Below are 26891 nucleotides of genomic sequence, written 5' to 3' on the forward strand. Positions count from 1 at the left end.
GCCGTTCCCACTCGGCATCCGTCAGATCACCCCGCCCCATGCCCACAGCAACGACTCGGGCACGGAGTAGTCACATGATCGACCGGACAAGTCCTAGTCCCGGTCTACGGGCACCGCTACCTGCCCGGCACAGCCGGCGAGTACGGGCACCCCGTCTTGTCCGTCTACCAGACCGACATCATCCTGTACGGGAACGACCTCACCGACTACATCCACCACGAATTCGCCGGCCAGTCGAGCAGCCTCCTCGCCCACGCGACCGTCGACTTCTGGTCGTACTTCGTCGAGGGCGGACCGGGTATCGACGTCACCTCGCCCACGCCGTTCACTCCGTACGCCGTGACCGCGCAGGAGGCCGTCGACTGCATCCGGATGCTGGCCCTGGAACGCCTGATCGGCCGCCGACACCACCCGTACCAGTTGGTCGAAGCCGGCCTCACGGCCCTGGTCCTCGACGTCGAGACGGAGTCCCTTCCCCTCCTCGCCGGCCTGTCACGCTCCGAGCACGAGCAAGCCGACGCCTTTTTCGACCAGGTGCTGGGCGAACTCGGCCTGCTCCAGGAACAAGGGTGGGGCGCACTGGCCCGCCCGCAGCAGCTCAAGCCACTGGTCGAAAAAACCGACGCCTACAACGACTGGGCGGCGATCCGACAGGGAGACCGGGAGCACTTGGCGGAACAGATCGTCGAGGAGGCGGGCCGCCTGCTGGACGGGCCCTGGCCGCCGCTGGACTGATCTCAGCGGCGGCAGACGAGGATCCCTCCAAGGCAGGTGATCTCGTACGCGCCGTAGCGGACGATGTGGTCGGCAACGAGTGTGCGGGCGCGGTCGATGGTCGCGTCGAAGGGCACGTCGTGCTGGTCCGCCCAGGCGCGGTACGAAGCCATGTGGGCGATGACAGGCTCGGGGTCGTGGACCGTGATGGTCCCCGGCAGTTCGACGACTTCCACCCGGCTGAACTCCTCACCGAGGAAAGCCGGAGCCTTCTCCAGGGAGAAGCGGGCACTGAGCGAGATCCTGGCCGGACCGCTCTCGATGCCGAGGACATCGCCGGCGGCCCGCTGCCAGAGGTCGTCCAGTTCGGCCTTGTCGCGGTCACCGTTGGTGGAGGCGACCACCAGCCCGTCGCAGGCCACGACCCGGGCCAGCTCCCTGACCGCCTGGGGAATGTCGGGCACGTGGTACAGCATGTGGAGCGCGAGAGCCGCGTCGACGCTCCCCGCCGCCAGCGGAAGCCTCGTCGCGTCCGCTACGGCAACCGGGCCGGGGACGCCGGCAAGGATTCCGGGGGCAATGTCGAAGCCGAGCAAGGACAGGTCGGGGCGGTCCTGGCGGAGCCGCTGGATGAACTTGCCGTTGCCGCAGCCGATGTCGACGACGCGCCCGCGCACGTCGCCCAGCCGCTCAGCGACGAGGCCCGGCAGGTCGTACCGAGGCGTCTGCCACTGGTAGAGCGACTGCCGGGCGGCCAGGTCCCGGTCTCCGTTGTAGGCGCTGCCCGCCAGGCGGGCCCGGTCGGTGACGGCAGCGTCGTGGGCAGCGGACAGGTCGGTCACGTCGGCAACTCCGGAGGGTGGGCGGCGGGCAGGGACGCACGGACGGCCGTGTGCTGGAGTCGTTCGCGCAGGTGCACCGCCTGCGCGGCTCCACCGTACTGCGGCCCTTCCAACTCCCGCCCGAGAACGGTGAGCCGGCGCACGATGCTGGCCGACATGCGCTCCGGCGCGGACTGGAGCACGAAGCCGAGCATCGCCTCCGTGCCATCCAGGTCGCCCAGGAGCATGTGCCCGCGGGCGAGATCGAGGTGCGCGGCGAACAGGTCACCGACCGACTGGTCATCTCCGTCCGCGCTGCGATAGAGGCGGATCGCCGTCTCCGCGCTGACGATGGCCCGGTGGACGCGTTCCTGCCCGCCCATGGCCAAGAGGGTCGTTCCGGCGTACGCGAACTGCTTGGCCGCGGGGAAGTCGAAGACTCCCAGCACCTCGTCCCCACCCGAGATCGCCTCGCGCGATCGTTCGGCATCCGACAGGGCAGCGAGCGCGCCTGTCGAATCGCCGACTATCGCCAACGCCCGCGCCTCCAGACTCGCCAGCCGTGCGCCGATGCTGCCGCTCGCCCTGTGCCGCCGACCGGCCTGCGCGAGCCGGGCCGCCTGCTCGTACCGCCCTGTCCAGTACGCGATCAACGACTCCACGGCCCGTACCCAGGCCAGCATCCCCTCGTGCCCCGCCGCCTCGGCACAGGCCCGTGCGGTGCGGGCGTGGGTGGCGGCGGAGTCGTAGGCGCCAAGGTCGAGGCAGACGTGCGCGGACAGGCCGCAGAGGCGAGCAGCGGAGAGGTAGAGGTCGGTGGTCTGCCGGGGGCGCTGGCGCCCGCGCAGCAGCTCGAACGCCCCATCCCGTAACCGCCTGATCTCGACGTACTGCTCCATCAACGGGTGGCTGACGTACGTACGGGCGAGTCGGCCGACGTCTGCCTCCAGCTGCTCCACGACGAACTCGTCGGCGTTCCGCTGCGCGATAAAGCGGGCGAAGTCCGCCGACCGCACCGCGTCCTCAGAGAGTGGGTCTCCACGGACGTGGGTGTCTTCGGGCGGCAGCACCGACGGCACGATCTCAGCCTCGGGGGCGTCAGCCCCGTCTCGCTGCCCCTTGCTGACGGCAACGGCTTGGTCGAGCACAGCGACATCGACGCTGAAGACCTGCGCCAGGTACTTCCGGGTGTAGGGAACAGGAACTCGGGCTTCGCGCTCGTACCGCCCGATCTCTTTGCCGGACTTCGCGGAGCGCCCCTCCAGGGCGTTGTACTCGTCGGCAACCCTCTGCTGGCTCCAGCCGCGCTCGGTACGCAGCCGGACGAGCAAGGCGCCGATCCCGGTGTCGCCCATGCCGTCCCTCAGGAACACGTGACCTCTGGCCCCCATAGTGGCCCCCGCCTTGGCCCCCACGCTGGCTCCCGACCCAAATGAGTTAAGTCGCTTTGCTGTTGACCATGGCAAGCAGACTCGCCAACGAGGCGATCGATACCGCACCGGATCTCCTTCCGAGCACGGGTCGGCACCGCACCATGCTGTTCCCCCGTCGCCGGACCACACCGCGTACCGCTCGCGACTTCGTCGCCGCCACGCTGACCGAATGGGGTGAGACGAGCCGCCTCGACGACATGCGGCTGTGCACCTCGGAACTCGTCACCAACGCCGTGCTCCACGGGGTGCCCGTGGGCCGACTGGTCCTCGTACGCGTCGAGTCCCTCGACGCGGAGCTGCGGATCGAGGTCCACGACAGCGGCGAGAACAGACCGAAGAGGCGCGTTCCCGAGGAGTCCGCCGTCGACGGCCGCGGTCTGCTGATCGTCGCCGCGACCGCCGACAGCTGGGGTGTGAAGGAGCGGACGGGCCCCGGAAAGTGCGTCTGGGCCGCCTTCAACCGCATCACCGAACCCCAGGGGGCCATCTCGTGACCACGCACCCCGTCTCGCCGAACACCGTTCTCGCCAACGCCCTCCACCACGCCGAGGACGTCCTGACCCCGCGCATCCTCGCCAGCCCGCCCGAGCGCATCGTGTTGGTCGTCGGCACCCAGATCAACGGCGCCCCGCACATCGGCACCTCGCTCGTGCAGTCCCTGGCTTTCGCCATGGCCGCCCGACTCCGCGACCGCTTCGGCCTCCGCACCGAGGTGCTCTTCAGCGCCCTCGACAACGCACCGTACGAGCTGACCACCGACCCGGCCAGCGGCCACCGCTACCAGCGCGCCTACGCCCAGGCCCTCGGTGACCAGGCCCTGAACGACCTCGTCACCGCCCTCTACCAGCCCCTCTTCACCGCCCTGTCCAGGCGCCTGGGCATCCCGCACCGCATCGAGACGTACACCCAGCAGCAGGCCGGCGAGCACTACCGCCGCACCTGGCTCCGCCTCCTCCCCCGCATCGACGCCGCCCGCTGGTGGCTCGCTCCCTCCACCGGAACCCCGCACCTCCGCGTCCCCTGCCCGCACCCTGGCTGCGGCTGGGCCGAGAAGCATGCCGAACGCACCCGCGTCCACCTCGCCGGGCCCGAGTCGGCGGTGGTCTCCGCCGTCTGCCTCCACCACGGCCCGTACGAGGCCGCGATCACGCCCACCCCCGACGCGTACCTGGACCTCGCCACGCTGTACCGCAACCTGGTCAAGGAACTCTCCCTGACCAGCCCCCAGGGCACCCTGCATGTCATGGTCAAGGGCGGCGACTGGGTCTTCGGCTCCTACCTCGTCGACGAGGCCCTCCAGGCCGTGGGCCTCACCCGAGCACAGCTCCCGGCCCGGCTGTTCTGCCCCCAGGTCGTCACCGACACCGGTGCCAAGCTGTCGAAATCCCTCATACGAGAAGGCCGTGCCCCCTTGCCCGAGGGCGCCGCCCCTTGGATGCTCGACACCCGGCAGTGGCCCGGCACCGTCACCGAGTACGCCGACCAGTTGCTCGCCATGGCCGAGACATTGCTCTCCGACCCCCGCCACTTCTTCCGCTCGTACTCGGCCACCGAGATCGGCCGCCTGATCACCGCACCGTCCCCCAGGAGCGTTCCCTCCCGATGACCGACCGCACCGCCCGCGTCCGCGAGCTCAACCTCTACCGCCAGTACTTCGAGCTCGTCGCCGCGGGCACCAAGACCATCGAGGTGCGGGTCAAGTACCCGCACCTCGCCGACCTCGCCGCCGGCGACACCATCCGCTTCCGCATCAAGGGCACGGACGAGACCTGCGACGTCGAAGTCCTCCGGGTCGCCGAGTACCCCAACTTCGAGGCCCTCCTCGACGGCGAGGGCCCGTCCAACGTCAACCCGACCGCCAACCGCGACCAGCAGCTCGCCAACATCCGCACCATCTACGGCCCCGAGAAGGAAGCCTTCGGAGCCCTCGCCATCGAGATGAAGCGCATGGCCTGACCGATTCCGGCTCTTACAAGATCGGACACTCGGAGCCATCCTCGACCGGAACGGCAGCACCCATGGAAACCGCCCCGGCGGCACCACCCAGGAGGGGATGCGGTGACCAGTTCAGTTCCCTGGACGGACCGTCTGTCCACCGGTACAGAAGCGACTCAGGACGACGTGGTGCGCTGGTATCAGAGCACGCGCGAAGGCAAGGCGTACGTGCCCACGATGATCTGGGGAACCCTCCAGACCAACGCGTACGCCACCGTGATCCTCGGCCAGGTCGTTGACTTCCTCGGCATCCCGAGCGACATGCCGGCGGGCGTCGCCAAGCGCATGCATCGACAGCAAGTGCTGTACGACGGCGAGCACCACTACGACGTCGTCCTCGGGGAACAGGCTCTCTACACGAACATCGGTGGACCCGAAGTCATGCGAGAACAGATCGAGCGCCTCCTGCGAGAGATCGGCCTCGCTTCGCTCACCCTCGGGATCCTTCCCTCCACGGCACGGGTGGACCTGTTCCCCGTCCACGCGTTCAACATCTACGGCGATGGTGACCGGGCCCACGTCGAACTCGTCTCCTCCTCCGTGGACATCACGGAGCACAGCGAACTCGACCTCTACAACAAAGCCTTCGCTGCGCTGAGCAGTGCGGCATCATACGGCGACGCCGCGGAAGAGCTCCTGAAGAAGGCCCACTCCTTCTGGACCAACACCCTGCTCCAGCAGTAGGCCCCTCGACACACCAGCGGCGGAGCGCCGCGCAGCAGTCCGAAGCGCACCCGATCAAGACCGTCGCGCTCCATCGCCGGCATCAGAGCCTCGGCGGCAGGCCGCGCAAGCCAGTGCGGCCGAGGCCATCGCCCTCACATGCCCGACGAGCCGTCCGATGAAGGGAACCCCCGTGGCCCAGTAGACCGACGGCCAGCCGAAGGCCCTCAAACCGGCCCTGGAATCCATGGCCCTGCTGGTCGCGGCCGTCATCGTCCACGACAAGGCCACCAACCGTGTCGTCCTCCTCCAGCGCAGCGAGAACGCCAAGTTCGCCCAGGGCATGTGGGACCTCCCCGTCGGCAAGAGCGAGCCGGGCGAATCCCTCACGGAGACCGCAGTCCGCGAGCTCTACGAGGAGACGGGCACGACGTTGAAGCCCGAGTTCCTCAGAGTCGCCCACATCATCCACCGCGCCTGGGGTGTCGAGGCCCCCAACGGCTTCCTCACCGTCGTCTTCGCAGCCCACGACTGGACCGGCGAACCCGAGAACCGCGAACCCGCAAGCACGCCCAAGTCCGCTGGGTCGACACCGACGCCATCCCCGAGGACTTCGTGGACACCACCTCAAGCGCCCTCCACCGGTACCTCGCGGGAGGCCCACAGGTCTCCCTCGACGGCTGGCGATAGGGGGCCGACTGATGCTCCCCCAGAGCGTTCCCACCCAATGACCGACAGCGGTTGCCCGGCACGGACCGGCCGAGGCCACCAGCGCGAGCGACCGCGTGGCAAAGTTCGTCAGGTCCATGATCATTTTCCGGACAGGTGACAGCTTCGGGAATGCACTTTCAGCCATTCCGGCAGCCACTGGTGAACCTTGGATCGCATCGCGTGTTCGCTTCTTGTTCGAGCCCTCGGGTGAGGGCTCGTCGAGCAAGGCTTGAGGGCCTGAATTTTCCCCTACCCATGGGAATGCTTGGCGCATCCAGAGATGAGGGAAGAAAGTGCGTTCCAAGATCAGAAGTGCCGTTCTCGCCGGTGCCTTCGCGGCAGGCTCCGTCGTGATCGGTGCGCCCAGCGCGTCCGCCAATACTTGGTGCGACTCCTCCGGTCACGCCGCTGGCGGCTTCCCCACCGTGCGGTGCACCTCGCTGTCCAACGGGATCCTGACCCACGGCCAGCGCGAGGTCTACCCGTACACGTACTGGGACACCACGTACTACAAGTCGGGTGGCTCCACCGTCAACGTCCGGCTCGGTTACATCAAGCAGGGCGTCACCACCTACTCGTCCTACTTCAACATCAGCTCCGGGCAGACGGTGAAGAAGACCTGGAGCAAGTTCGGCGACCACATGTGTTACGGCACGACCGGCGTCCTCAACTACTCGGGCGGCACCTTCCAGACGCCCGTCACGGGCTGCTGAGACTGTTCACCGTGAGGGCCCCGTCTGTGCAAGGCGGGGCCCTCCGCCTCCTCACGGCCTGAACCCGGCAAGGAAAGCACCTGTGTTTAGCGCGATCTTCCAAGACCACTACGCCTACCTGACCGGCTGCGCACTCGCCGCCTTCGCCCTTGGCGGCGCAGCGTGGTGGGTAGCCCATCGTCTGGGAAGCCCTCATGGCAGGTGGTGGGCAGGATTCGCCGCCACCCTTACCGCCATGATTGGCGTCACCTTCATGGGGAGCGGCCCTGCCAGCGGTCAGTGCATCATCAACCACAACCCCATAGAGCCGTTCCGTGCGACGCAGGGCCTGTGGAACCTGGCCATGACAGTGCCGCTCGGATTCTTCGCCATGCTGGCCTCTCGACGCCCCCTCCCGACACTCGTCGGTGTCATCGCGTTGCCGTTGGCCATCGAGTTCATCCAGGGGTCCGTGGACGGGCTGGGGCGTGTGTGCGACAGCGCCGACGCCGAGATGAACATCCTCGGCGGCATCGCGGGGGCTGCGGTCGCCGCGCTGGTGCTCGCAAGGAACGGGCGGGTCAACTGGCGCGCCGGCGTCAAGGCCGCCCTGATCGTCTCTGCGGGTCTTCTGGTGATCGGCGTCGGCGTGGCGCGTCCGGCGGTGTCCTTTACCCATGTGGACGGCACGGGGCTGTCGGCAGCCGATTCCGCACAGCGGAAGGCGGTGGAGGAAGTGGTGCAGGAGGCGTTTGGCGACCGATACATCCTTGGGCACGTGTACGACCAGCCCTGTGTAGGGGCTCCGTGCGCGAACGTCGTCTTCAACCTCTTGAGCCGCGACAAGGCACACCCTGACGTGTTCGGTAGCGGGACCCTGTCCTGGCCGGACAAGAAGCGCCTGAACATCTTGCTGGAGGACAGCGACCGCCCCACCGTCATGGGGTTCCCAGTTCCTGGCGCCAAAGCGCCCTCCAGCAAGGAGGAGGCGTACGAGGCCACTCAGCTCTACATGCGCTCCCACTACCCCTGGGCACGGGATGCCGTGGCCCACGAGACCTATCCCATAGGGGAGAAGGCGGAACTTGGGTGGATGACGGGGTGGAGATGGACGAACAACGGCGTCCTGATGCCGCGGATGCTGGACGTACAGGTCGACAAGTTGGGACGCGTCTCCCAGATAAATGTGGTCCTAGGGCCCACGCGTCTGGACCTGGAGAAATCAAAGCTGAACGCCAAGCAGGCCGAGCAGGCTGTGCGAGACGCACTCACCGCCCGAGCCGGGGGAAGAGGATTGCCAGACGATCTTCGACTCAATGCATTTACCCTCAAGGCTGTGGAGAGGGACGGTAAATGGCGTTCGGAATGGCTGGTGAATCTGGCGGTCGGCGAAGAGGGGCAGCAAGCTGCGCCGCCGGCCTCGGGCGCAGGAGACATGTGGTGGGTGGATTCCGTATCTGGAGAGGTCTACGACAGCGCCTTCGCCGCAACGAAAACGGGCTGACGCGAGCCACCGCCGGTGACCAGCAGCCCGCGACTCCTTCCAGACTGGTATCTCGACCTGGCCGCGTTCTCGGCGGACCTGCTGCCGAAGCGAACGAGTAGCACTCGGCAGTCCGCACACAGTCCGCAGGACACCCGATCAGGACCGTCACACCCCATCGCCAGCCAACACCAAAAGGCCAGGTCAGCGACCCGCAGCATCCATCACCGCAGGTCACCGACCCAGCCCATTACTAGGAGACCAAGAAGGCCTGACCTCCGGTCAAGCCACTCGACCCGCGATCCTCCGATCGCCCGGTCGACCCGCCCGCACCCGGCCCGCAGGCCGCCGACCACGGCGCCCCCTGACGGCCCGGGTGCGGTCTTCTTTTCCCCCGGGCCCCAGGTGCGTGGCCTCGGGCTGGAGCCGAGCGGCAGGGCCCGCACCGTGCCGGGCCGGCGGCGCCGTGCGCGGCCGTCACTACGCTGGCGGGTGTGAACACACCGTCGCCCCCACGACTGACCCTGGACGCAGCCCGTGCGGTTCAGGGCATGCTCCGGACCGAGATCGGACCGGGGCCCACCGAGCGGGAGCTCGACGCGGTCGAGAAACGGCTCGGCTTCACGTTCTCGACGGACCACCGCGTCTTCCTCGGCGCCGGGCTCCCGCGCGGCTCGTCGCGGTGGCCCGACTGGCGTGACGGCGCCGCGCAGGACCTGGAAGGGCGGCTGGCGTGGCCGGTGGAGGGCGTGCTCTTCGACGTGGAACACAACGGGTTCCGGCATCGCGTCTGGCCGTCGCGGCCGGCGGAGAAATCCGAGGCGCTGCGCGTCGCGAGGACCGAGCTGGAGAGCGTGCCGCAGCTGGTCCCGGTCTACGGACACCGCTACCCGCCCGGCACAGCGGGCGAGCACGGCCACCCCACCGACACCACCGGCCTTCCCCGGGAAGCGGCCCGCTGGGAACTCGTCCGCTGGTGGCTCCGGCTGCTCGTGAACGGCAGCCTGGCCCCCGGCGCCGGCGGTGACCTCATCACGTACGAAGGCTGGGCCGCTTTGGCCCGGCTACGGTCCCTCAGGCCACTGGTCGACAGGACCGACGCCCACAACGACCCGCCGACGAACCGACGCGCAGACCGGGAACCCCTGGCGGACGCGATCGTCGAGGAGGCACGACGCATGCTCACCGGGCCCTGGCCGCCACGGGGGTGACCTCAGAGAACGGCTGACCCCGGGCGCTCGCCGGACTTCGACGTCGCCGCCCGTCCCCCACCGATGAATCCGCAGATCACTTCACCTCAATACCGGGAGATCCCGTGACCGACAGCAAGAACATCAACAACCCCGTGGGCCAGGGCGGCGGCCAGCGCAAGAAGCTGTCGCGCGCCGAACGGCAGAACAACGGGCCGCACCGCAACCTCGACCGCCAGATCGCGGCGGACAAGAAGGCGGAGCTGGTGCGCAAGATGCGCGAGAAGGCGGGCTCGGACGAGGGTGCCGGGCAGGCGGGCGACGAGGCCGCGCAGAGCTGACGCGCCGCCGCCGCGGGGCGGCACCGCATGGGGAAGGGTCCGGCCGTTCCGGCCGGGCCCTTCCGTGTTTCGAGCTACGGCGGGAGGACGTCGGTGACGATGCGGAGGGCTTCGGGGAGGCGGGGGAGGGTGGTGTCGGTGCTGGGGAAGTGGCCGTCTTCGGCGGGGACCTGACGGCGTTCGTCACCGCTCTCTACGGGGTCGCCGAGCACCCCCTGAGGGTGCGGGCGCTGCGCGGCCTCATGGCCGAGGCCCAGCTCGATCCCGTCTTCGAGGAACCCTTACGGCAGTGGGTGGAGAGCCGCCGCGCGGTGGTCAGGGAGCTGCTGACGCGCGGCCTCGACCGCGGCGAACTGCCCGCCGGGGCCGACCTGGAGCTCGCGGCCGACCAGGTCTTCGGCACCTTCTGGTACCGCCTGCTCGTCGGCCACGCCCCGCTCGACCCCGCCGAGGCCGCGCACCACGCGGCCCGTGTCCTCGACGGCCTGCGCGGCGGACCGGAGGACAGCCTCTAGGCCGGGTCCACGGGGAGGGCGTAGCGGCGCTTCTCCTTGGAGGTGGCGCCGAGGCGGTCGTAGAAGCGGATGGCGCCGTCGTTCCACACGGGGGTCTGCCACTGGATCTCGGTGAGGCCGAGCGCGCGGGCCTCGGACTGGACGGCGGCCGTCAGGAGGGGGCCGAGGCCGTGGCCCCGGGAGGTCTCCGTGAGGTAGAGGCAGTCCATGTGGAGGTATTCGGCACCGTCCCAGGTGGAGAGTTCGGGGGCGCAGGTGGCGTAGCCCGCGAGGGTGCCGTCGGGGAGGGCGGCGACGAGGCAGCGCAGCCGGGGCGGTTCGGTGCCGAAGAGCAGGCGGGCGAGGCGGTCGGCGAGGCCGGGGGCCGGGGGCGCCGCCTTCTCGTACGCGGCGTGCTCGGCGACGAGTTCCACGACCCGGGGCAGGTCCTCGGGGCGCGCGTGACGCACGGCTGCCGGACCCGGGACGTCCTCGCGTTCGTTCATACGGTCATCATGCACGGCCCCACGGACAGCCTGGCCGCGGCGCCCTGGTTGCGGAGCCATTCGCGGTAGGGGGCGGCGCGGAGGGCGACCTCGCGGTAGGCGGTGGCGAGTTCGGCGTACAGGAGGTCGAGGGGGGCGCCGGGGCGGGCGTAGAGGAGGAGGCGGACGGCCAGGGGGTCGCCGCGGAGGGGGCGGATGGCCATGTCGTCGCGCGGCAGGGAGGTGGGCTGGCAGGGTGCGACGGCCTCGCCGAGGACGATCAGCGAGGCGGCCGTGTGGTAGTCGCCGTGGAGGAGGGGCGGGTCGATGCCCGCGGCGCCGAGGACACGGCGGAGGCCGTCCCATTCGCCGTCCACGGTCGGATCGACCATCCAGTGGTCGGTGGCGAGATCGGCGAGGTCGACGACGGCCCGGGAGGCGGCCGGGTGGTCGGGGGCCATGGAGACGAACTGCGGTTCGCGGGCGACCAGGACCCTGCCGTCGAGGCCGTCGGGGACGCGCAGCGGGCAGCCCTCGACCTCGTGGACGAACGCGACGTCGAGGCGGCCGGCGGCGACCGTCCGCAGCAGTTCGTTGGCGGAGACGTCCATGCGGAGTCCGACGTCGGTGTCCGGCAGCCGCTGGCGCAGTCGGCGCAGCCAGCCCGGAAGTGCCCGGCTCGCGGTGGACCCGACGCGGAGTCCCGGCCCGTCGTTGCGGGCGGCCGCGGCGCGGGTCTCGGTGACGAGGGCGGCCATGTCCGCCACCAGGGGGCGGGCCCGGTCGAGCAGGGAGCGGCCGAGCGGGGTGGGGCGGCAGCCGGTGCGGCCCCGGGAGAACAGCTCGGCGCCCAGGGAGTTCTCGATCCGGCGCAGTTGGGTGGTCAGCGAGGGCTGGCTCATGCCGAGTTGCCGCGCCGCCTTGTGCAGGCTGCCCGTGTCCGCGATGGCGCAGAGCGCGCGCAGGTGTCTCACCTCCAGCTCCATGCCCCCGAGGGTAGGGCGGCGGCCGGGCGTCGCACCAGACATCCGGAACGGCTCAATCTCCTTGCATTCCAAGGCAGTTGGGGACGAACGCAAGGGGTGATGCGGTGGGGTTATCGGCGGTTGGCATCATCCCCGGACGCCCCGACCGCCCCGAGACTCTCTCCTACCCCAACAGGAGGAGCCCCCCATGCGTCACCCCAAGGTCCTCACCTCGCTGCTGACCGCCGGCCTCGGCGTCGGCCTCGCCGCCTCCCTCGGTACGGCCCCGGCGGCCGCCACGGCCCCGGCCGTGACCGCCGGCGCCGCCACCGTGGCGTACGCCGGTTCGGCCGAGGAGGCCAAGGCCAACCAGGCCTTCTTCGACGCCGTCGTGAAGTCGGTGGCGAAGAAGCGGGCCGCCGCCCCGGGCGCGGCCGCCGTCACGGTCGTCTACAGCGCCGCCAACGCGCCGACGTTCCGCACCCAGATAGCCCGCTCGACCCAGATCTGGAACAGCTCGGTGGTGAACGTCCGACTCGTCGAGGGCAGCAACCCGGACTTCGCGTACTACGAGGGCAACGACTCCCGCGGTTCGTACGCCAGCACCGACGGGCACGGCAACGGCTACATCTTCCTCGACTACCGGCAGAACCAGCAGTACAACTCCACCCGCGTGACGGCCCACGAGACGGGGCACGTCCTCGGCCTCCCGGACCACTACAGCGGCCCGTGCAGCGAGCTGATGTCGGGCGGCGGCCCCGGCACGTCGTGCCAGAACGCCCAGCCGAACGCCCAGGAGCGCTCCCGCGTCGACCAGTTGTGGCGCTACGGCCTCGCCTCCGCGTTCAAGACCCCCTGAACCGAAGGGGCGTGAACGACGGACGGCGGCGCCCCGCGCGGGGCGCCGCCGTTCCGTTCGGGTTCCGTTCTCCGCCGGGCCGTCAGGCCGCCTGGAGGAGGCGGCGGCCGAATTCCGCACCGGCCGGCAGTTGGCGGCGGACGAGGTCGAGCGCCCCTTCGAAGTCGCCTCCGGCGACGCACGCCTCGAAGGCGGCGCCGCCGTAGTGCAGGGTCAGACTGAGGTCCGCGCGCTCACCGAGCGTCAGCAGGCAGGCGAGGGTGGCCTGCTGGGCGGCCCCGTCCAGCAGGACGGGGAGCGGCAGGTCCCACTCCAGTACGCAACCGGTGAGGGCGTGCCCGCTCCGGTCGGCCGCGCCCTCGCCGGCGGCGGTCAGCACGGCGAAACTCTCGCCCGTGTACTCGACCCCCCTGATCCGGGTGGCGACGTGCCGCCCGTCGGCCGTGATGACGATCGCTTCCGCGCCGCTGCGGTCCCGGTACCAACCGGTCCAGACTTCTGTCGACTCCGATGACATGCGCGGACTGTAGCGGTATGACCTGCTCCGGCGCGCGGCCGGTCACCCTGTGGCCGGACTTCTCCCGATCTCGCCGTTCTTGCCGGTCACGTGCGTGCTCGCGGCTTCCGCCCCCTCGTACAGCTCGCATTCGGGGTTGCGGCAGGGCTGCACTTCCCACTCCGGCACCCAGGCCCCCAGGACCTTGTGCCGGGTGGCCATGACGCCACGCGGACGACCGCAGGCCGGGCACTTCGGCGCGGCCAGGGAGTCCCGCGTCGTACGAGGCAGATCATCACCCATGCCTCCAGGGTAGGACGGCACACCGGACGGCGCGCCCCGGCGGCGTGGGCGCCGCCGCGGCCCCCGTGGGGTCGGCGCTACCGCTTCCTGGTGTACGTACGGACGAGTACGCCGTTGTCGAAGGCGCGGACGTCGCCCAGTTCGAAGTCGCGGGGCTCGAAGCCGGCGCCGAACATCGGCATGCCGGTGCCGTAGACCTGCGGGTAGGTCTTGATGACCAGCTCGTCGATCTCCTCGATCAGCTCGCCTGCGATGGTGGAGCCGCCGCAGAGGTAGATGTCCAGGGGGCTGTCCTCGGCCTTGAGCTCGCGGACGCGACCGACGAGGTCGTCGGCGATCAGCTCGACGCCGGGGTCGGGCGACTCGGTCGTCGAGCGGGTGGCGACGTACTCGCGCAGGTGGCTGTACGGGCTGGTGACGCCGATGTCCAGGGCGAGCCGGTACGACCCCATCCCCTGCACGATCGTGTCGAAGTGCCTGTTCTCGCCGTCGATCCCGAGCATCTGCCGGCCCTGCGTCGGGATGGTCTCGGGGTACTCGGTACCCATCCACTCCATGTAAGGGCCTTCGGTGAACTTGAACATCGACGTGGCGTCGCCCTCGGGGTCGCCGATGAAGCCGTCGATGGTGCAGGCGATGTAGTACGTGAGCTTGCGCAAACCGGTCCTCTTCGTCGGGTGGCGTGGCCCTGTTCGGAACCACGACAGTTATAGTGCTTCACTTGTAGTGGTTACACAAGCCCTATGTTCGAAGAGAACGTGCCCAGCCCGAAAGGAGCCCGACGTGGCGAGGAACCCCGAACGCCGTGCCGCACTGCTCGATGCCGCCATCGAGGTACTGGCCGACGAGGGCGCCCGGGGGCTGACCTTCCGGGCGGTCGACGCACGTGCCGGGGTCCCCACCGGCACCTCGTCCAACTACTTCAACGACCGGGACCAGCTGCTCTCCCAGGTGGGCGACCGGATCTTCGTCCGGCTGACCCCGGCCCCGGACGCCCTGGAGACCGCCATGCTGCCGACACCCGGCCGGCAGCTGGTCCTGGAGCTGATGCGCTGGGTCGCCCGGCGTCTGGCGGCCGAGCGCACCTGCTACCTCGGGCTCTTCGAACTCCGGCTCGAAGCCGTCCGCCGCCCCGAACTGCGGACCCAGCTCACCAAGGTGCTCCGCTCCGACCTGGACGAGAACATCCGCGGACACCTCGCCGCCGGGATGCCCGGGGACGCGGACACGGTCCGGCTGCTCTACTTCGCCCTCACCGGACTGCTGCTCGACCACTTCACGGTCCCCGACCTGCACGGCGACCGGGATCTGGACGACCTGATCGAGACCGTGGTCGCCCGGATCGTGCCCGAGGCCTGACCGGCCGCGACCGGGATCAGCGGGTGCGCCGGGTGACGAACTCCGCGAGGGCGAGCAGGTCCCCCGCGGCCGCCAGGTCCGGGACCGCCTGGGCCAGGTACTCGACGGCGCGGCCCATGCGCTCGGCCGCCTGGGCCTGCGCCCAGTCGCGTCCGCCGGCCCGCTCCACCGCGTCCGCCGCCGCCCGCACCGCCGCCGCGTCGAGGACCGGACGGGAGTACAACTCGGCCAGCTCGTCGCCGGCCGGGGTGCCCGAGGTGAGCGCCGCCACGACGGGGAGCGACTTCTTGTGGGCGGCGAGATCGGCGCCGGCCGGCTTGCCCGTGCGGTCCGGGTCGCCCCAGATGCCGATGAGGTCGTCGATCAGCTGGAAGGCGAGCCCCGCCTCCCGGCCGAACGCGTCCATCGCCGCGACCTCCTCCTCGCCCGCGCCCGCGTAGAGCGCGCCGAGGGCGCAGGAGCAGCCGAGCAGGGCGCCGGTCTTGGCGGTGGCCATGGCCAGGCACTCGTCGAGGGAGACCTCGCGGGGGCCGCGCTGCTCGAAGGCGCAGTCGGCCTGCTGGCCGGCGCAGAGTTCGATGATGCAGGCGGCGAGCCGCGCGGACGCCGCCGCGGAGGCGGGGTGCGGGTCCTCGGCGAGCAGCCGCAGGGCCAGCGCGCTCATCGCGTCCCCGGCCATGAGGGCGTCCGGGATCCCGAAGACGGTCCACGCGGTGGGCCGGTGCCGGCGGGTGGGGTCCTCGTCGACGATGTCGTCGTGGAGCAGGGTGAAGTTGTGCGCGAGCTCGACCGCGGCCGCGGCCTTCACCGCCTGGGCCGTCTCGGCCCCGAGGGCGCGCGCGGCCGCGAGGACGAGCGCGGGGCGGATCGCCTTGCCCGCCTGCCCCGCGTCCGGGGTGCCGTCGGCCCGCTCCCAGCCGAAGTGGTACATGGCCACCCGCCGTATGGAGCCCGGCAGGGACTCGACGGTGGAGCGCAGTTGGGGATGGACGGCGGTGCGTGTCTGGTCCAGGAGCCGCACGGCCCCCTGACCGCCGGTGACGGCATCCGCTCTGGTCATGGTCACGGTCTCTTCCTTCGCATCGTGCGCGGCGGGGAGTTGGGTGGCGCCCGGGGGGCGGGAGGGTTCGGTCCCCGCCCCCCGGGCGTCGCCGACTCAGCGCCAGCGGCTGACCTCGACGTTCTCCAGGACGCCGAGCGCGTCCGGGACGAGGACCGCCGCCGAGTAGTAGGCCGTGACCAGGTACGAGATGATCGCCTGCTCGTCGATGCCCATGAAGCGGACGGAGAGGCTGGGCTCGATCTCGTCGGGCAGGCCGGTCTGGTGCAGACCGATCACGCCCTGGTCGGCCTCGCCGGTGCGCATGCAGATGATCGAGGTCGTACGGGCGTCGGAGACCGGGATCTTGTTGCACGGGTAGATCGGGACGCCGCGCCAGGTCGGGATGCGGTTGCCGTTGACGTCGATGGTCTCCGGCACCAGGCCGCGCTTGTTGAGCTCGCGGCCGAAGGCGGCGATGGCGCGCGGGTGGGCGAGGAAGAGCTTGGAGCCCCGGCGGCGGGAGAGGAGCTCGTCCATGTCGTCCGGGCCGGGGACGCCGTCGTGCGGCTGGATCCGCTGCCCGTAGTCGCAGTTGGAGAGGAGGCCGAACTCCTTGTTGTTGACGAGCTCGTGCTCCTGGCGCTCGCGGAGGGCCTCGACCGTGAGCCGCAACTGCTGCTCGGTCTGGTTCATCGGCTGGTTGTAGAGGTCGGCGACGCGGCTGTGGACCTTCAGCACGGTCTGGGCGACGCTCAGCTCGTACTCGCGGGGCGAGGCGTCGTAGTCGACGTACGTGTGCGGGACGACGGCCTCGCCGACGTGGCCGGCGGAGAGGTCGATGGCGGCCTCGCCGTAGTGGTTGGTGCGCTGGTCGGGCAGGGCGGCGACGGCGGCGAGGTGGGCGGCGAGGGAGACGGCGCGGTCGGCGAGGTTGCGCACGTCGCCGCGGGTGAGCTCCAGGACCGTGCAGGCCGTGGCGGCGCGGGCGGTCCACTCCCAGGTGGCGTCCTCGCGGACCAGCGAGGACTCGCCGAGGTAGGCGCCGTCGGCGAGGACGCCGAGGACGGCCTCGTCGCCGTAGGGTCCCTCGCCGATCTGCTCGATCCGGCCGTGCGCGAGGAGGAGCACGCGGTCGGTGGGGGCGCCGGCGGTGGCGACGACCTCGCCCGCCGCGTACTCCCGCTGGGTGCAGCGGGCCGCCAGTTCGGCGAGCGCTTCCTCGTCCTCGAATCCGCGCAGGGCCGGGAGTTCGCCGAGCTCGGCGGGGATGACCGCGACGCGCTCTCCGGTCTGGACGAAGGTGACCCGGCCGTCACCCACGGAGTAGCTGAGCCTCCGGTTCACCCGGTACGTGCCGCCCTGCACCTGGACCCACGGCAGCGCGCGCAGGAGCCACCGGGAGGTGATCTCCTGCATCTGCGGGGCCGATTTGGTGGTCGTGGCGAGGTTCCGCGCGGCGGCGGTGCCGAGACTCTGCTGCGGCGCCTGCTGCTCCGCGCGGACGTCGTCGCCAACCGAACCAACGGACATGGAACTCCCTCTCGTATGACTGACTTGCGAGACGAAGCCTTTCAGCACGGAACGTGTCGGCGCCATTACACATTCGGGTGGGACTGTTCGACGATCTTCGGGGCATGTCACGCGTTTTCCATCCGAACAGCGCAGCCCCACGGGCCTCTTGGCGCCCTGTCCGGATCGGCTCGCACACGGTCCGAACGGATGGCAGCGGAGGGGTCGACTCCGGTACTCCGGAGGTCCACCCGTCCCCCGAAGGGAGTCCGCCATGGCCTCACCCATGACCGCGAGCAGGTTCCTCGACGCGCTGCGCGACGAGGGCCTGACGGTCGTCCAGGTCGGCGACTGGTCCACCCACAACCGCAACCACAAGGGCCCCTGGGGCCCGGTGCACGGCGTGATGATCCACCACACCGTGACCCGGGGCACCGCCGCGACCGTACGGATCTGCCGGGACGGCCACCGGGCCCTGCCGGGACCGCTCTGCCACGGCGTCATCGCCAAGGACGGCACGGTCCACCTCGTCGGCTACGGGCGCGCCAACCACGCGGGGCTCGGCGACGACGAGGTGCTCCGGGCGGTCATCGCCGAGCGGCGGCTGCCGCCGGACGACGAGGCCACCACGGACGGCAACCGCCATTTCTACGGCTTCGAGTGCGAGAACCTCGGCGACGGGGTGGACCCGTGGCCCAAGGTCCAGCTGGAGGCCATCGCCAAGGCGGCGGCCGCCGTGTGCCGGGCGCACCGCTGGACGCACCGCTCGGTGATCGGGCACCTGGAGTGGCAGCCGGGGAAGGTCGACCCGCGCGGCTTCACGATGGCCTCGATGCGGGAGCGGGTCGCCGACCTGCTGCGCTGACCGCGGAGGGGGCGGCGAGAATGGCCGGGTGAACGCGCTCGACCTCTCCCGCCTGCGGCCCCGGCTCCCCTCGCCCCTGGAGCCGGTGGAGGACGAGCGCTTCGCCCGGCGCGGGCTGACGCTGCTGCTCAAGCGGGACGACCTCATCCACCCCGACCTGCCGGGCAACAAGTGGCGCAAGCTCGCGCTCAACCTGCGCGCGGCGGACGGCCGGCCCGTGCTCACCTTCGGCGGCGCGTACTCCAACCACCTGCGGGCGACGGCCGCGGCCGGCCGGCTGCTCGGCTTCCCCACGATCGGGATCGTGCGCGGCGACGAGCTGGCCGGGCGCCCGCTCAACCCCTCGCTCGCGCGGTGCGCGGCGGACGGGATGCGGCTGGAGTTCGTGGACCGGACCACGTACCGCGCGAAGAACGACCCGGCCACGCTCGCGAAGCTCCTGGAGCGGGCCCCCGCGGGCACGTACGTCGTCCCGGAGGGCGGCAGCAACGAACTCGCCGTCCAGGGGTGCGAGGCGCTGGGGCGGGAGCTCTCCGGGACGGCGGACACGGTCGCGGTCGCCTGCGGCACGGGCGGCACCTTGGCGGGGCTCGCGGCCGGGCTCGCCCCGGGACAGCGGGCACTGGGCGTCCCGGTCCTGAAGGGCGGCTTCCTCGGCGGCGAGGTGCGGGCCCTCCAGGAGGCGGCGTTCGGCGGTCCGCGCGGCGACTGGGCCCTCGACGACCGCTTCCACTGCGGGGGCTACGCGCGCACGTCCCCCGCCCTGGAGGCGTTCGCACGGGACTTCGAGGCGCGGCACGGACTCGCCATCGAGCGGCTGTATGTGGCCAAAATGCTGTACGGCCTCGTCACCCTCGCCGAGGAGGGCGCGTTCCCGGCGGGCAGCAGGGTGGCGGCGGTCGTGACGGGAGCACCGGAGCCCGTGGATCCCGTACGTCCCTGACCGCCCGGACCCCGCGGACCCGGCCATGATCCGCCGGACAGGCCCTAGTCGGTCTCCCGGTAGGCGGCCGCCTCCTCCAGGTCGAGGCGGCGGAGCAGGATCCGCATCATCTCGTCGTCGATCCGGCGCGCGTCGCGCAGCTGTACGAAGACCTCGCGCTCGGCGTCGATCATCTCGCGCGAGAGCCGCCGGTAGGTGTCGTCCGCGGTCTCGCCGGTGATCTCGTTGACCGCGCCGAGCCGCTCCCACACGGAGTTGCGGCGGCGTTCCAGGACGGTGCGCAGCCGGTCGGCGAGGGGCTGCGGCAGGGCGTTGCGCTCGTCGGCGAGGAGTTCGTCGAGGCGTTCCTCGGCCGCCCGGGAGGCCTCGCTCTGGGCCTGCGCCTCGGCCAGCGTCTCGGCGTACGCGTCCCGTCCGGGGAGTTTCAGGAAGCGGATGAGCGGCGGCAGGGTGAGGCCCTGCACCACGAGGGTGCCGATGACGGTGGTGAAGGTGAGGAAGAGGACGAGGTTGCGGGCGGGGAACTCCACGCCGTCGGTGACGACGGGGATGGAGAAGGCGATGGCGAGGGAGACCACTCCGCGCATGCCGGCCCAGCCGACGACGAGGGGCGCCTTCCAGTCGACCCCCGGTTCCCGTTCCCTGACCCGGCCGGAGAGCCACCGGGGCAGGAAGGTCGCCGGGTAGACCCAGACGAACCGGACGAGCACCACGGCGACGAAGACCCCGACGGCGTACCAGGCCGCCTCGCCGATGCCGTACTGCCCGAGGCCCTGGACGACGTACGGCAGCTGGAGGCCGATCAGGGCGAAGACGGCGGACTCGAGCACGAAGGCGACCATCTTCCAGACGGCCTCCTCCTGGAGCCGGGTGGCGAAGTCGACCTGGTAGGCCCGGTGGCCGAGGAAGAGTCCGACCACGACGACCGCGAGGACTCCCGAGGCGCCGACCTCCTCGGCCGCCGCGTAGGCGACGAACGGGATGAGGAGGGAGAGGGTGTTCTGGAGGAGGGCCTCGCCCAGGCGGCAGCGGAGCCAGTGGATGGGGACCATCAGGACGAGGCCGACGCTGATGCCGCCGATCGCCGCGAGCGCGAACTCCCCGAGGCCGCCGGCCCAGCTGATGCCCTCGCCGACGGCCGCCGCGAGGGCGACCTTGTACGCGGTGATCGCGGTGGCGTCGTTCACCAGGGACTCGCCCTGGAGGATCGTGGTGATCCGGTGCGGCAGGCCGAGCTTCCGGGCGATGGCGGTGGCGGCCACCGCGTCCGGCGGGGCGATCACCGCTCCGAGCACCAGCGCAGCGGTCAGCGGCAGGTCGGGCACGAGGACGTACGCGAGCCAGCCCACGGCCACGGTGGCGAAGAGGACGTATCCGACGGAGAGCAGGGCGACGGGGCGGATGTTGGCCCGCAGGTCGAGGTACGAGGACTCGAGGGCGGCCGTGTAGAGGAGCGGGGGCAGGATCAGCGGCAGCACGATGTGCGGGTCGAGCGTGTAGTCCGGCATCCCCGGGACGTACGAGGCGGCGAGGCCGACGGCGACCAGGAGCAGGGGGGCGGGTACGGGTGTCCTGCGGGCGAACCCCGCGATGGCGGTGCTCGCCGCCACCAGTGCCACCAGCTGCAGTGCGTCCATGCCCGTCCCCGATTCGTGCCGCCACGTAACCTGGCCATCATGAGCGAGTGCCCTCACGTAGCCGAAATGCCGCGCCCCGAACCGGTGCCGCTGGCCGAGACCTGCCCCGAGTGCCTGGCGGACGGCACGCACCCGGTCCAGCTGCGGCTCTGCCTGAGCTGCGGTCACGTGGGCTGCTGCGACTCCTCGGCGGGGCGGCACGCGACGGGGCACTTCTCCTCGACCGGCCACCCGGTGATGCGGACCTTCGAACCGGGCGAGGCCTGGCGCTGGTGCTTCGTCGACGGGTCGATCGTCTGACGGCCCGCGCCGGGTCGCGGTCCGGTGCCGACCGTCCGGCGGTGGGCCGTGGCCGTGGGCCCTGGGCCCGTCCCGGCCGTCCGGGCCGTTCGGGTCGGGACACGGTTCGGTCCGGACGCGGTTCGACCGCCTCGGGGTTGGGTACGTCCTCCCTCCGCCGGTCGCTCGTTTTCGGCCCCCGCAGACCTCTGCCCACCGTCCGCGCCCATGGGCCTACCATGGGTGACGAGCGTGATCGGGGGCCGGGGGGCTCACGGCGACACGGCGGGACGGATCGCGATAGCGTCACGGCGGACCGCGCAGCCCCCTGCGTACCGCCCGGTCCGGGGTTTCTCCCCCGGACCCCGAATGAGCTTGTGCCACCTTGGAGGTGAGGGTGTCCCAGATCGCAGGCGAGCCCGGGACCCAGGACTTCGTGGAAGTCCGGCTGCCCGCTGCGGGTGCCTATCTGTCCGTGCTGCGTACGGCCACGGCCGGCCTCGCGGCGCGCTTGGACTTCACCCTCGACGAGATCGAGGACTTGCGGATCGCGGTCGACGAGGCCTGCGCCATTCTGCTCCAGCAGGCCGTGCCGGGGTCCGTCCTCAGCTGTGTCTTCCGGCTGGTCGACGACTCCCTGGACGTGACGGTGTCCGCCCCCACCACGGACGGCCGGGCGCCCGAGCGGGACACCTTCGCCTGGACGGTGCTGTCGGCACTGGCCGGAAAGGTGGAGTCGTCGGTGGCCGATGACCGTACGGTCTCGATCAGCCTGTACAAACAGCGCGGCGCGGGGCCAGGCCCGGCGTGAGGAGCGGGGACGCGACGGCCGGCATCCCTGAGCAGCAGGCGCGGCCGCATGAGGTCGCTATGGAGCGGGCGGACCAGATGAGCGAGCACGAGCAGCACCACGAGGTTCCGGGGGCCCCAGGTGTCCCGGAGGCCCCCGGGACGCCCGGGGGGCCCAGCAGCGAGCAGGCCGGGAGCGGTGCGGCCGGGGTCGTGGAGACGGCCGAGCAAGCCGCCGAGACGGACGGGGCCGACGAGCTCCCGGACGACCGCGCCGTCCCCGACCCGCACGACCGGAGCGGCGCCCGCGCCCTCTTCTTCGAGCTCCGCGAGCTGCCGGAGGGCTCCCCCGAGAAGGCGGAGCTCCGCAACCGCCTGGTCCGGATGCACCTGCCGCTGGTGGAGCACCTGGCACGGCGCTTCCGCAACCGCGGCGAGCCGCTGGACGACCTGACGCAGGTCGCGACCATCGGCCTGATCAAGTCGGTCGACCGGTTCGACCCGGACCGCGGGGTCGAGTTCTCGACGTACGCGACGCCCACGGTCGTCGGTGAGATCAAGCGCCACTTCCGTGACAAGGGCTGGGCGGTCCGGGTGCCGCGCCGGCTCCAGGAGCTGCGGCTCTCGCTCACCACGGCGACGGCGGAGCTGTCCCAGCAGCACGGCCGCTCGCCGACGGTGCACGAGCTGGCCGAGCGGCTCGGGATCTCGGAGGAGGAGGTCCTGGAGGGCCTGGAGTCGGCGAACGCCTACTCGACGCTCTCCCTCGACGTCCCCGACACGGACGACGAGTCGCCGGCGGTGGCCGACACCCTGGGCGCGGAGGACGAGGCCCTTGAGGGGGTCGAGTACCGCGAGTCGCTCAAGCCGCTCCTGGAGGACCTGCCGCCCCGGGAGAAGCGGATCCTGCTGCTGCGCTTCTTCGGGAACATGACCCAGTCGCAGATCGCGCAGGAGGTCGGCATCTCGCAGATGCACGTGTCCCGGCTGCTGGCTCGGACCCTGGCGTCGCTGCGGGAGAAGCTTCTCGTGGAGGAGTAGGTCAGGCTTCCTGACCGGGGCGCCGGATGCCGAGCGCCTCGGTCGTGGCCGGGTTCACCAGGAGGACGAGCCCGGTGGCCGCCAGGATCGCGAGGACGACGCCGGCCGGGATCATCGCGCTGTCCGCCTGGAGCATCTGCCAGGCGACCGGCAGCGCCAGGATCTGGGTGATGACGGCCGGACCGCGGCTCCAGGAGCGGCGCAGCCAGAGCCCGCGGGCCGCGGCGAGCGGGATCAGGCCGAGTGCGACGAGCGTCACCGCGCCGGTCAGCGCCCCGGTGAGGTCACCGGTCTTCTCGGTCAGGGCGTGCACCAGCATGTACACGCCCCCGGCGAGGAGCCCGAGGGCCTCGATGCCGGCCACGGCCGCCGCCGCGGTGAGACGGGTGGGTCGCGGGGTCTGCTCCGTGCTGCTCATGGAAGGCAGGGTAGCCGGGCGGGACCGGCTCCCGGACGGGCCGGGTGCGGGTCGCCGGAGCACGGCCGGGCTGGGCCGGGGTACCGCCGGGTAGGTACCCTGGCGCTCATGCGCGCACTTCTCGTGGTCAACCCGGCAGCCACCACCACCAGTGCCCGCACCCGTGACGTGCTCATCCACGCGCTGGCGAGCGAGATGAAGCTGGAGGCGGTCACCACCGAGTACCGCGGCCACGCACGCGACCTGGGCAGGCGTGCCGCCGACGCGGGCAACATCGACCTGGTCGTGGCCCTCGGCGGCGACGGCACGGTGAACGAGGTGGTGAACGGGCTGCTGCACGACGGGCCCGATCCCGACCGGCTGCCGGGCCTCGCGGTGGTCCCGGGCGGCTCGACCAACGTCTTCGCCCGCGCGCTCGGCCTGCCGAACGACGCCGTGGAGGCGACCGGCGCCCTGCTCGACGCGCTGCGCGAGCGCCGGGCACGCACGGTGAGCCTCGGTCTCGCCTCGGGGACGCCGGGCACCGAGGACGAGGCGGTGCCGTCCCGCTGGTTCACCTTCTGCGCCGGGCTCGGATTCGACGCGGGCGTCGTCGGCCGGGTCGAACAGCAGCGGGAGCGCGGGAAGAGATCCACGCACGCCCTCTATCTGCGCCAGGTGGCGCGTCAGTTCCTGGAGGAACCGCACCGGCGGCACGGCACGATCACCCTGGAGCGCCCGGGTGCGGAGCCGGTCGAGGACCTGGTCCTCTCCATAATCTGCAACACCTCCCCCTGGACCTACCTGGGCAATCGTCCGGTGTACGCGTCCCCGGAGGCTTCCTTCGAGACCGCGCTCGACGTGCTCGGGCTGAGCCGTCTCTCCACTCCGGCGGTGGCCCGTTACGCCACCCAGCTGCTCACCTCGACCCCGGAGCGGGGTCCGCGGGGCAAGCACGCCGTGACTCTGCACGACCTGACCGACTTCACCTTGCATTCGAAGGTCCCCCTCCCCCTGCAGATGGACGGAGACCACCTGGGACTGCGTACGAGCGTGACGTTCACAGGCGTACGCCGTGCACTGCGTGTGATTGTGTGAGTGGAAGGGCCCAAAGTCCTTTCACTCGAACGTTTAGGCGCGCATCCACCCCTTAGAAGTACGGCTGTGACCTAGCCGACACCGAGGAATCAAAAAAAACTTTCCGGAAGGGGTTGTATCCGTTGCTGGGGTTTGGGAGTCTCTTCTTGGCGATCGGGACGGCCCGCAAGACCGGCCTCCACTGAGAGCCAGAACCCCTCCTCGCAATCAGGACCACACCAGTTCACCTGGCAGTCGGCCCTTCCCTTGCGGAGGGATTCGTGAAAGCGTTCACATTCACAAGCAACTGGCACGTAACACTGAGAGAGGTAGCAGCCATGGACTGGCGTCACAACGCCGTTTGTCGTGAGGAAGACCCCGAGCTGTTCTTCCCCATCGGCAACACCGGTCCTGCGCTGCTGCAGATCGAGGAAGCCAAGGCCGTCTGCCGCCGCTGCCCCGTCATGGAGCAGTGCCTGCAGTGGGCGCTCGAGTCCGGCCAGGACTCCGGCGTCTGGGGTGGCCTCAGCGAGGACGAGCGCCGCGCGATGAAGCGCCGTGCCGCTCGCAACCGGGCGCGTAACGCCAGCGCCTGACGCCCACCGACAGCCTGAGGCCGGCGGCGCATACGTCGCGTATGCAATCACCGCCCTTGAGCCGCAGCGCGCAGCAGTAACCCACAGCATTCGAGCCCCGGCCGATTCCTTCGGTCGGGGCTCGCTGCTGTGTCCGCGCGCGTACGGCCGCTTCGGCGGCCGCCGGTTTCCGCGACCCGTTCTCCGCGGCGGCTACTTCTGCGGCTGCACCGGGATGTCGAGGACCACCTTCGTACCGCGCTCGGCACCCGGGAGCATGTCGAAGGAACCGCCCAACTCCCCTTCCACCAGGGTCCGTACGATCTGGAGACCGAGGTTGCCGGCCCGCTGCGGGTCGAAGCCCTCGGGCAGACCGCAGCCGTCGTCCTGGACGGTGATCAGGAGTCGGGCATCGGCCCTGGGCTCACCGCGCACGGCGGCCACTTCGACCGTGCCCTGCTCGCCCTGCGAGAAGGCGTGCTCCAGCGCGTTCTGCAGGATCTCGGTCAGGACCATCGACAGCGGGGTCGCGACCTCGGCGTCGAGGATGCCGAAGCGGCCGGTGCGCCGGCAGGTGACCTTGCCCGGGGAGATCTCGGCGACCATCGCGATCACCCGGTCGGCGATCTCGTCGAACTCCACGCGCTCGTCCAGGTTCTGGGACAGCGTCTCATGGACGATGGCGATCGAACCGACGCGCCGCACGGCCTCGTTGAGCGCCTCGCGGCCGCTCTCGGAGTCCATCCGGCGGGACTGGAGCCGCAGCAGGGCGGCCACCGTCTGGAGGTTGTTCTTCACCCGGTGGTGGATCTCCCGGATGGTGGCGTCCTTGGTGATCAACTCGCGCTCGCGGCGGCGGAGTTCGGTGACGTCGCGGAGCAGGACGAGCGAACCGATGCGGGTGCCCTTGGGCTTCAGCGGGATGGCCCGCAGCTGGATGACCCCGCCGTTGCCCTCGACCTCGAACTCGCGCGGCGCGTAGCCGGAGGCGAGGGTGACCAGGGCCTCGTCCACCGGCCCCCGGGAGGGGGCGAGTTCGGCGGTGATCTGGCCGAGGTGCTGGCCGACGAGGTCGGCGGCGAGGCCGAGGCGGTGGTACGCGGAGAGGGCGTTGGGCGAGGCGTACTGGACGATGCCCTCCGCGTCGAGGCGGACGAGGCCGTCGCCGGCCCGGGGCGAGGAGTCCATGTCGACCTGCTCGCCCGGGAAGGGGAAGGACCCGGCCGCGATCATCTGGGCGAGGTCGGAGGCCGACTGGAGGTAGGTGAGCTCCAGTCGGGAGGGGGTGCGGACGGTCAGCAGGTTGGTGTTGCGGGCGATGACGCCGAGGACCCGGCCCTCGCGGCGCACGGGGATGGACTCGACCCGCACCGGGACCTCCTCGCGCCACTCGGGGTCGCCCTCGCGGACGATCCGGCCCTCGTCGAGCGCGGCGTCGAGCAGCGGGCGGCGGCCGCGCGGGACCAGGTGGCCGACCATGTCGTCCTGGTAGGAGGTGGGGCCGGTGTTCGGCCGCATCTGGGCGACGGAGACGTACCGCGTGCCGTCGAGGGTCGGGACCCAGAGGACGAGGTCGGCGAAGGAGAGGTCGGAGAGCAGCTGCCACTCCGACACCAGCAGGTGGAGCCACTCGAGGTCGGAGTCGCTCAGGGCGGTGTGCTGGCGCACGAGGTCGTTCATGGAGGGCACGATGCGAGCGTACCTGCGGAATTCAGGGGCGGTGAACCTGGATC

The 26891-nt window shown here is 70.9% G+C and carries 31 protein-coding genes and 1 pseudogene; 20 read left to right on the plus strand and 12 right to left on the minus strand.

Translation table 11 applies throughout. The features are described from left to right. The first annotated feature begins 156 nt into the window (after window positions 1–156). Window positions 157–735: a hypothetical protein gene (locus OO54_RS42225; RefSeq protein WP_245236715.1), complete on the plus strand. Its 579-nt coding sequence runs from the start codon at window positions 157–159 to the stop codon at window positions 733–735. Window positions 736–737: 2 nt separating this feature from the next. On the opposite strand, the gene OO54_RS02375 is transcribed toward OO54_RS42225, so the two are convergent. After that, window positions 738–1556, minus strand: coding sequence for a class I SAM-dependent methyltransferase (locus OO54_RS02375; RefSeq protein WP_033201208.1), 819 nt, complete (start codon window positions 1554–1556; stop codon window positions 738–740). Beyond that, a complete protein-coding gene (locus OO54_RS02380) occupies window positions 1553–2890 on the minus strand; it encodes a helix-turn-helix domain-containing protein (RefSeq protein WP_033201370.1) in 1338 nt (445 codons plus the stop codon). Before OO54_RS02380 ends, OO54_RS02375 begins: the two co-directional genes overlap by 4 nt. Window positions 2891–2994: 104 nt before the next feature. Between OO54_RS02380 and OO54_RS02385 the strand changes: the two genes are divergently transcribed. The 10 genes and pseudogenes from OO54_RS02385 (at window position 2995) to OO54_RS02430 (ending at window position 10558) form a co-directional block, all read left to right on the plus strand. Next, window positions 2995–3462 (plus strand): ATP-binding protein, encoded by a 468-nt coding sequence (locus tag OO54_RS02385; protein WP_033201209.1) that lies wholly within the window; start codon window positions 2995–2997, stop codon window positions 3460–3462. Next, on the plus strand, window positions 3459–4574 hold the full coding sequence (locus OO54_RS02390) for a hypothetical protein (protein ID WP_033201210.1): 1116 nt from the start codon (window positions 3459–3461) through the stop codon (window positions 4572–4574). Before OO54_RS02385 ends, OO54_RS02390 begins: the two co-directional genes overlap by 4 nt. After that, window positions 4571–4924 carry an ASCH domain-containing protein gene (locus OO54_RS02395; RefSeq protein ID WP_033201211.1) on the plus strand — a complete coding sequence of 118 codons (354 nt, stop codon included), beginning with the start codon at window positions 4571–4573 and terminating at the stop codon, window positions 4922–4924. The genes OO54_RS02390 and OO54_RS02395 overlap by 4 nt, the downstream gene beginning before the upstream one ends. A gap of 102 nt (window positions 4925–5026) precedes the next feature. Beyond that, window positions 5027–5647, plus strand: coding sequence for a DUF5753 domain-containing protein (locus OO54_RS02400; RefSeq protein ID WP_033201212.1), 621 nt, complete (start codon window positions 5027–5029; stop codon window positions 5645–5647). Window positions 5648–5873: 226 nt separating this feature from the next. Beyond that, a pseudogene (locus OO54_RS43180) lies at window positions 5874–6316 on the plus strand (NUDIX domain-containing protein). 314 nt (window positions 6317–6630) lie between these two features. Further along, a complete protein-coding gene (locus OO54_RS02410) occupies window positions 6631–7050 on the plus strand; it encodes a hypothetical protein (RefSeq protein ID WP_033201214.1) in 420 nt (139 codons plus the stop codon). 82 nt (window positions 7051–7132) lie between these two features. Further along, entirely contained in the window at window positions 7133–8533 is a 1401-nt protein-coding gene (locus OO54_RS02415; protein ID WP_033201215.1) for a VanZ family protein, read from the plus strand. Between the two features lie 530 nt (window positions 8534–9063). After that, on the plus strand, window positions 9064–9723 hold the full coding sequence (locus tag OO54_RS42230) for a hypothetical protein (protein ID WP_051786662.1): 660 nt from the start codon (window positions 9064–9066) through the stop codon (window positions 9721–9723). A 104-nt stretch (window positions 9724–9827) separates the two neighbouring features. Further along, on the plus strand, window positions 9828–10043 hold the full coding sequence (locus tag OO54_RS02425) for a DUF6243 family protein (RefSeq protein ID WP_033201216.1): 216 nt from the start codon (window positions 9828–9830) through the stop codon (window positions 10041–10043). Window positions 10044–10192: 149 nt separating this feature from the next. Then, a complete protein-coding gene (locus OO54_RS02430; protein ID WP_051786663.1) occupies window positions 10193–10558 on the plus strand; it encodes a TetR-like C-terminal domain-containing protein in 366 nt (121 codons plus the stop codon). Here OO54_RS02430 and OO54_RS02435 read toward each other — a convergent pair. Continuing rightward, the gene (locus tag OO54_RS02435) at window positions 10555–11043 is read right to left on the minus strand and encodes a GNAT family N-acetyltransferase (RefSeq protein WP_033201217.1); all 489 of its coding nucleotides are present in this window, start codon (window positions 11041–11043) and stop codon (window positions 10555–10557) included. The genes OO54_RS02430 and OO54_RS02435 overlap by 4 nt on opposite strands. After that, complete coding sequence (locus OO54_RS02440; RefSeq protein WP_200146674.1) at window positions 11040–12008, minus strand: LysR family transcriptional regulator; 969 nt, start codon at window positions 12006–12008, stop codon at window positions 11040–11042. The genes OO54_RS02435 and OO54_RS02440 overlap by 4 nt, the downstream gene beginning before the upstream one ends. 187 nt (window positions 12009–12195) lie before the next feature. On the opposite strand from OO54_RS02440, the gene snpA reads away from it, so the two are divergent. Next, window positions 12196–12846 (plus strand): snapalysin, encoded by a 651-nt coding sequence (gene snpA / locus OO54_RS02445; protein WP_051786664.1) that lies wholly within the window; start codon window positions 12196–12198, stop codon window positions 12844–12846. 82 nt (window positions 12847–12928) lie between these two features. On the opposite strand, the gene OO54_RS02450 is transcribed toward snpA, so the two are convergent. The 3 genes from OO54_RS02450 to OO54_RS02460 form a co-directional block, all read right to left on the minus strand. Beyond that, the gene (locus OO54_RS02450; RefSeq protein WP_033201218.1) at window positions 12929–13363 is read right to left on the minus strand and encodes a DUF6304 family protein; all 435 of its coding nucleotides are present in this window, start codon (window positions 13361–13363) and stop codon (window positions 12929–12931) included. A 42-nt stretch (window positions 13364–13405) separates the two neighbouring features. Beyond that, window positions 13406–13645 carry a hypothetical protein gene (locus OO54_RS02455; RefSeq protein WP_033201219.1) on the minus strand — a complete coding sequence of 80 codons (240 nt, stop codon included), beginning with the start codon at window positions 13643–13645 and terminating at the stop codon, window positions 13406–13408. 77 nt (window positions 13646–13722) lie between these two features. Next, window positions 13723–14304 carry a dihydrofolate reductase family protein gene (locus OO54_RS02460; protein WP_017236249.1) on the minus strand — a complete coding sequence of 194 codons (582 nt, stop codon included), beginning with the start codon at window positions 14302–14304 and terminating at the stop codon, window positions 13723–13725. A gap of 124 nt (window positions 14305–14428) precedes the next feature. Here OO54_RS02460 and OO54_RS02465 point away from each other — a divergent pair, with 124 nt between their 5' ends. Then, complete coding sequence (locus OO54_RS02465; RefSeq protein WP_017236250.1) at window positions 14429–15004, plus strand: TetR/AcrR family transcriptional regulator; 576 nt, start codon at window positions 14429–14431, stop codon at window positions 15002–15004. 16 nt (window positions 15005–15020) lie between these two features. On the opposite strand, the gene OO54_RS02470 is transcribed toward OO54_RS02465, so the two are convergent. Beyond that, window positions 15021–16064 carry a family 2 encapsulin nanocompartment cargo protein polyprenyl transferase gene (locus OO54_RS02470; RefSeq protein WP_200146676.1) on the minus strand — a complete coding sequence of 348 codons (1044 nt, stop codon included), beginning with the start codon at window positions 16062–16064 and terminating at the stop codon, window positions 15021–15023. Between the two features lie 96 nt (window positions 16065–16160). Further along, window positions 16161–17576, minus strand: a complete 1416-nt coding sequence (locus OO54_RS02475) for a family 2B encapsulin nanocompartment shell protein (protein ID WP_033201221.1) — start codon at window positions 17574–17576, stop codon at window positions 16161–16163. Between the two features lie 253 nt (window positions 17577–17829). On the opposite strand from OO54_RS02475, the gene OO54_RS02480 reads away from it, so the two are divergent. Together OO54_RS02480 and OO54_RS02485 are read left to right on the plus strand one after the other, a co-directional pair. Next, window positions 17830–18420: an N-acetylmuramoyl-L-alanine amidase gene (locus OO54_RS02480; protein WP_033201222.1), complete on the plus strand. Its 591-nt coding sequence runs from the start codon at window positions 17830–17832 to the stop codon at window positions 18418–18420. A gap of 28 nt (window positions 18421–18448) precedes the next feature. Next, window positions 18449–19363: a 1-aminocyclopropane-1-carboxylate deaminase/D-cysteine desulfhydrase gene (locus OO54_RS02485; RefSeq protein ID WP_033201223.1), complete on the plus strand. Its 915-nt coding sequence runs from the start codon at window positions 18449–18451 to the stop codon at window positions 19361–19363. A gap of 44 nt (window positions 19364–19407) precedes the next feature. Here the strand turns inward: OO54_RS02485 and OO54_RS02490 are convergent, their stop codons facing one another. Further along, complete coding sequence (locus tag OO54_RS02490) at window positions 19408–21000, minus strand: Na+/H+ antiporter (RefSeq protein ID WP_033201224.1); 1593 nt, start codon at window positions 20998–21000, stop codon at window positions 19408–19410. A gap of 39 nt (window positions 21001–21039) precedes the next feature. Between OO54_RS02490 and OO54_RS02495 the strand changes: the two genes are divergently transcribed. The 3 genes from OO54_RS02495 to OO54_RS02505 all read left to right on the plus strand — a co-directional run bounded on the left by OO54_RS02495 (window position 21040) and on the right by OO54_RS02505 (window position 23109). Continuing rightward, window positions 21040–21300 carry a UBP-type zinc finger domain-containing protein gene (locus OO54_RS02495; RefSeq protein ID WP_017236256.1) on the plus strand — a complete coding sequence of 87 codons (261 nt, stop codon included), beginning with the start codon at window positions 21040–21042 and terminating at the stop codon, window positions 21298–21300. Window positions 21301–21676: 376 nt separating this feature from the next. Next, on the plus strand, window positions 21677–22090 hold the full coding sequence (locus OO54_RS02500; protein WP_019889334.1) for an ATP-binding protein: 414 nt from the start codon (window positions 21677–21679) through the stop codon (window positions 22088–22090). Between the two features lie 77 nt (window positions 22091–22167). Then, window positions 22168–23109, plus strand: coding sequence for an RNA polymerase sigma factor SigF (locus OO54_RS02505; protein ID WP_234439424.1), 942 nt, complete (start codon window positions 22168–22170; stop codon window positions 23107–23109). A gap of 1 nt (window position 23110) precedes the next feature. On the opposite strand, the gene OO54_RS02510 is transcribed toward OO54_RS02505, so the two are convergent. After that, window positions 23111–23527 carry a hypothetical protein gene (locus OO54_RS02510; protein ID WP_033201226.1) on the minus strand — a complete coding sequence of 139 codons (417 nt, stop codon included), beginning with the start codon at window positions 23525–23527 and terminating at the stop codon, window positions 23111–23113. Between the two features lie 108 nt (window positions 23528–23635). On the opposite strand from OO54_RS02510, the gene OO54_RS02515 reads away from it, so the two are divergent. Together OO54_RS02515 and OO54_RS02520 are read left to right on the plus strand one after the other, a co-directional pair. Then, window positions 23636–24604 (plus strand): diacylglycerol/lipid kinase family protein, encoded by a 969-nt coding sequence (locus tag OO54_RS02515; protein WP_033201227.1) that lies wholly within the window; start codon window positions 23636–23638, stop codon window positions 24602–24604. A gap of 317 nt (window positions 24605–24921) precedes the next feature. Further along, a complete protein-coding gene (locus OO54_RS02520) occupies window positions 24922–25179 on the plus strand; it encodes a WhiB family transcriptional regulator (protein ID WP_003953983.1) in 258 nt (85 codons plus the stop codon). A gap of 192 nt (window positions 25180–25371) precedes the next feature. Here OO54_RS02520 and OO54_RS02525 read toward each other — a convergent pair whose 3' ends face one another. Next, complete coding sequence (locus OO54_RS02525; RefSeq protein ID WP_033201228.1) at window positions 25372–26838, minus strand: sensor histidine kinase; 1467 nt, start codon at window positions 26836–26838, stop codon at window positions 25372–25374. Window positions 26839–26891 lie beyond the last annotated feature (53 nt).

Origin of the sequence: Streptomyces wedmorensis (genome assembly GCF_000716445.1) — a bacterium.
GTDB classification, from domain to species: Bacteria; Actinomycetota; Actinomycetes; order Streptomycetales; family Streptomycetaceae; genus Streptomyces; species Streptomyces wedmorensis.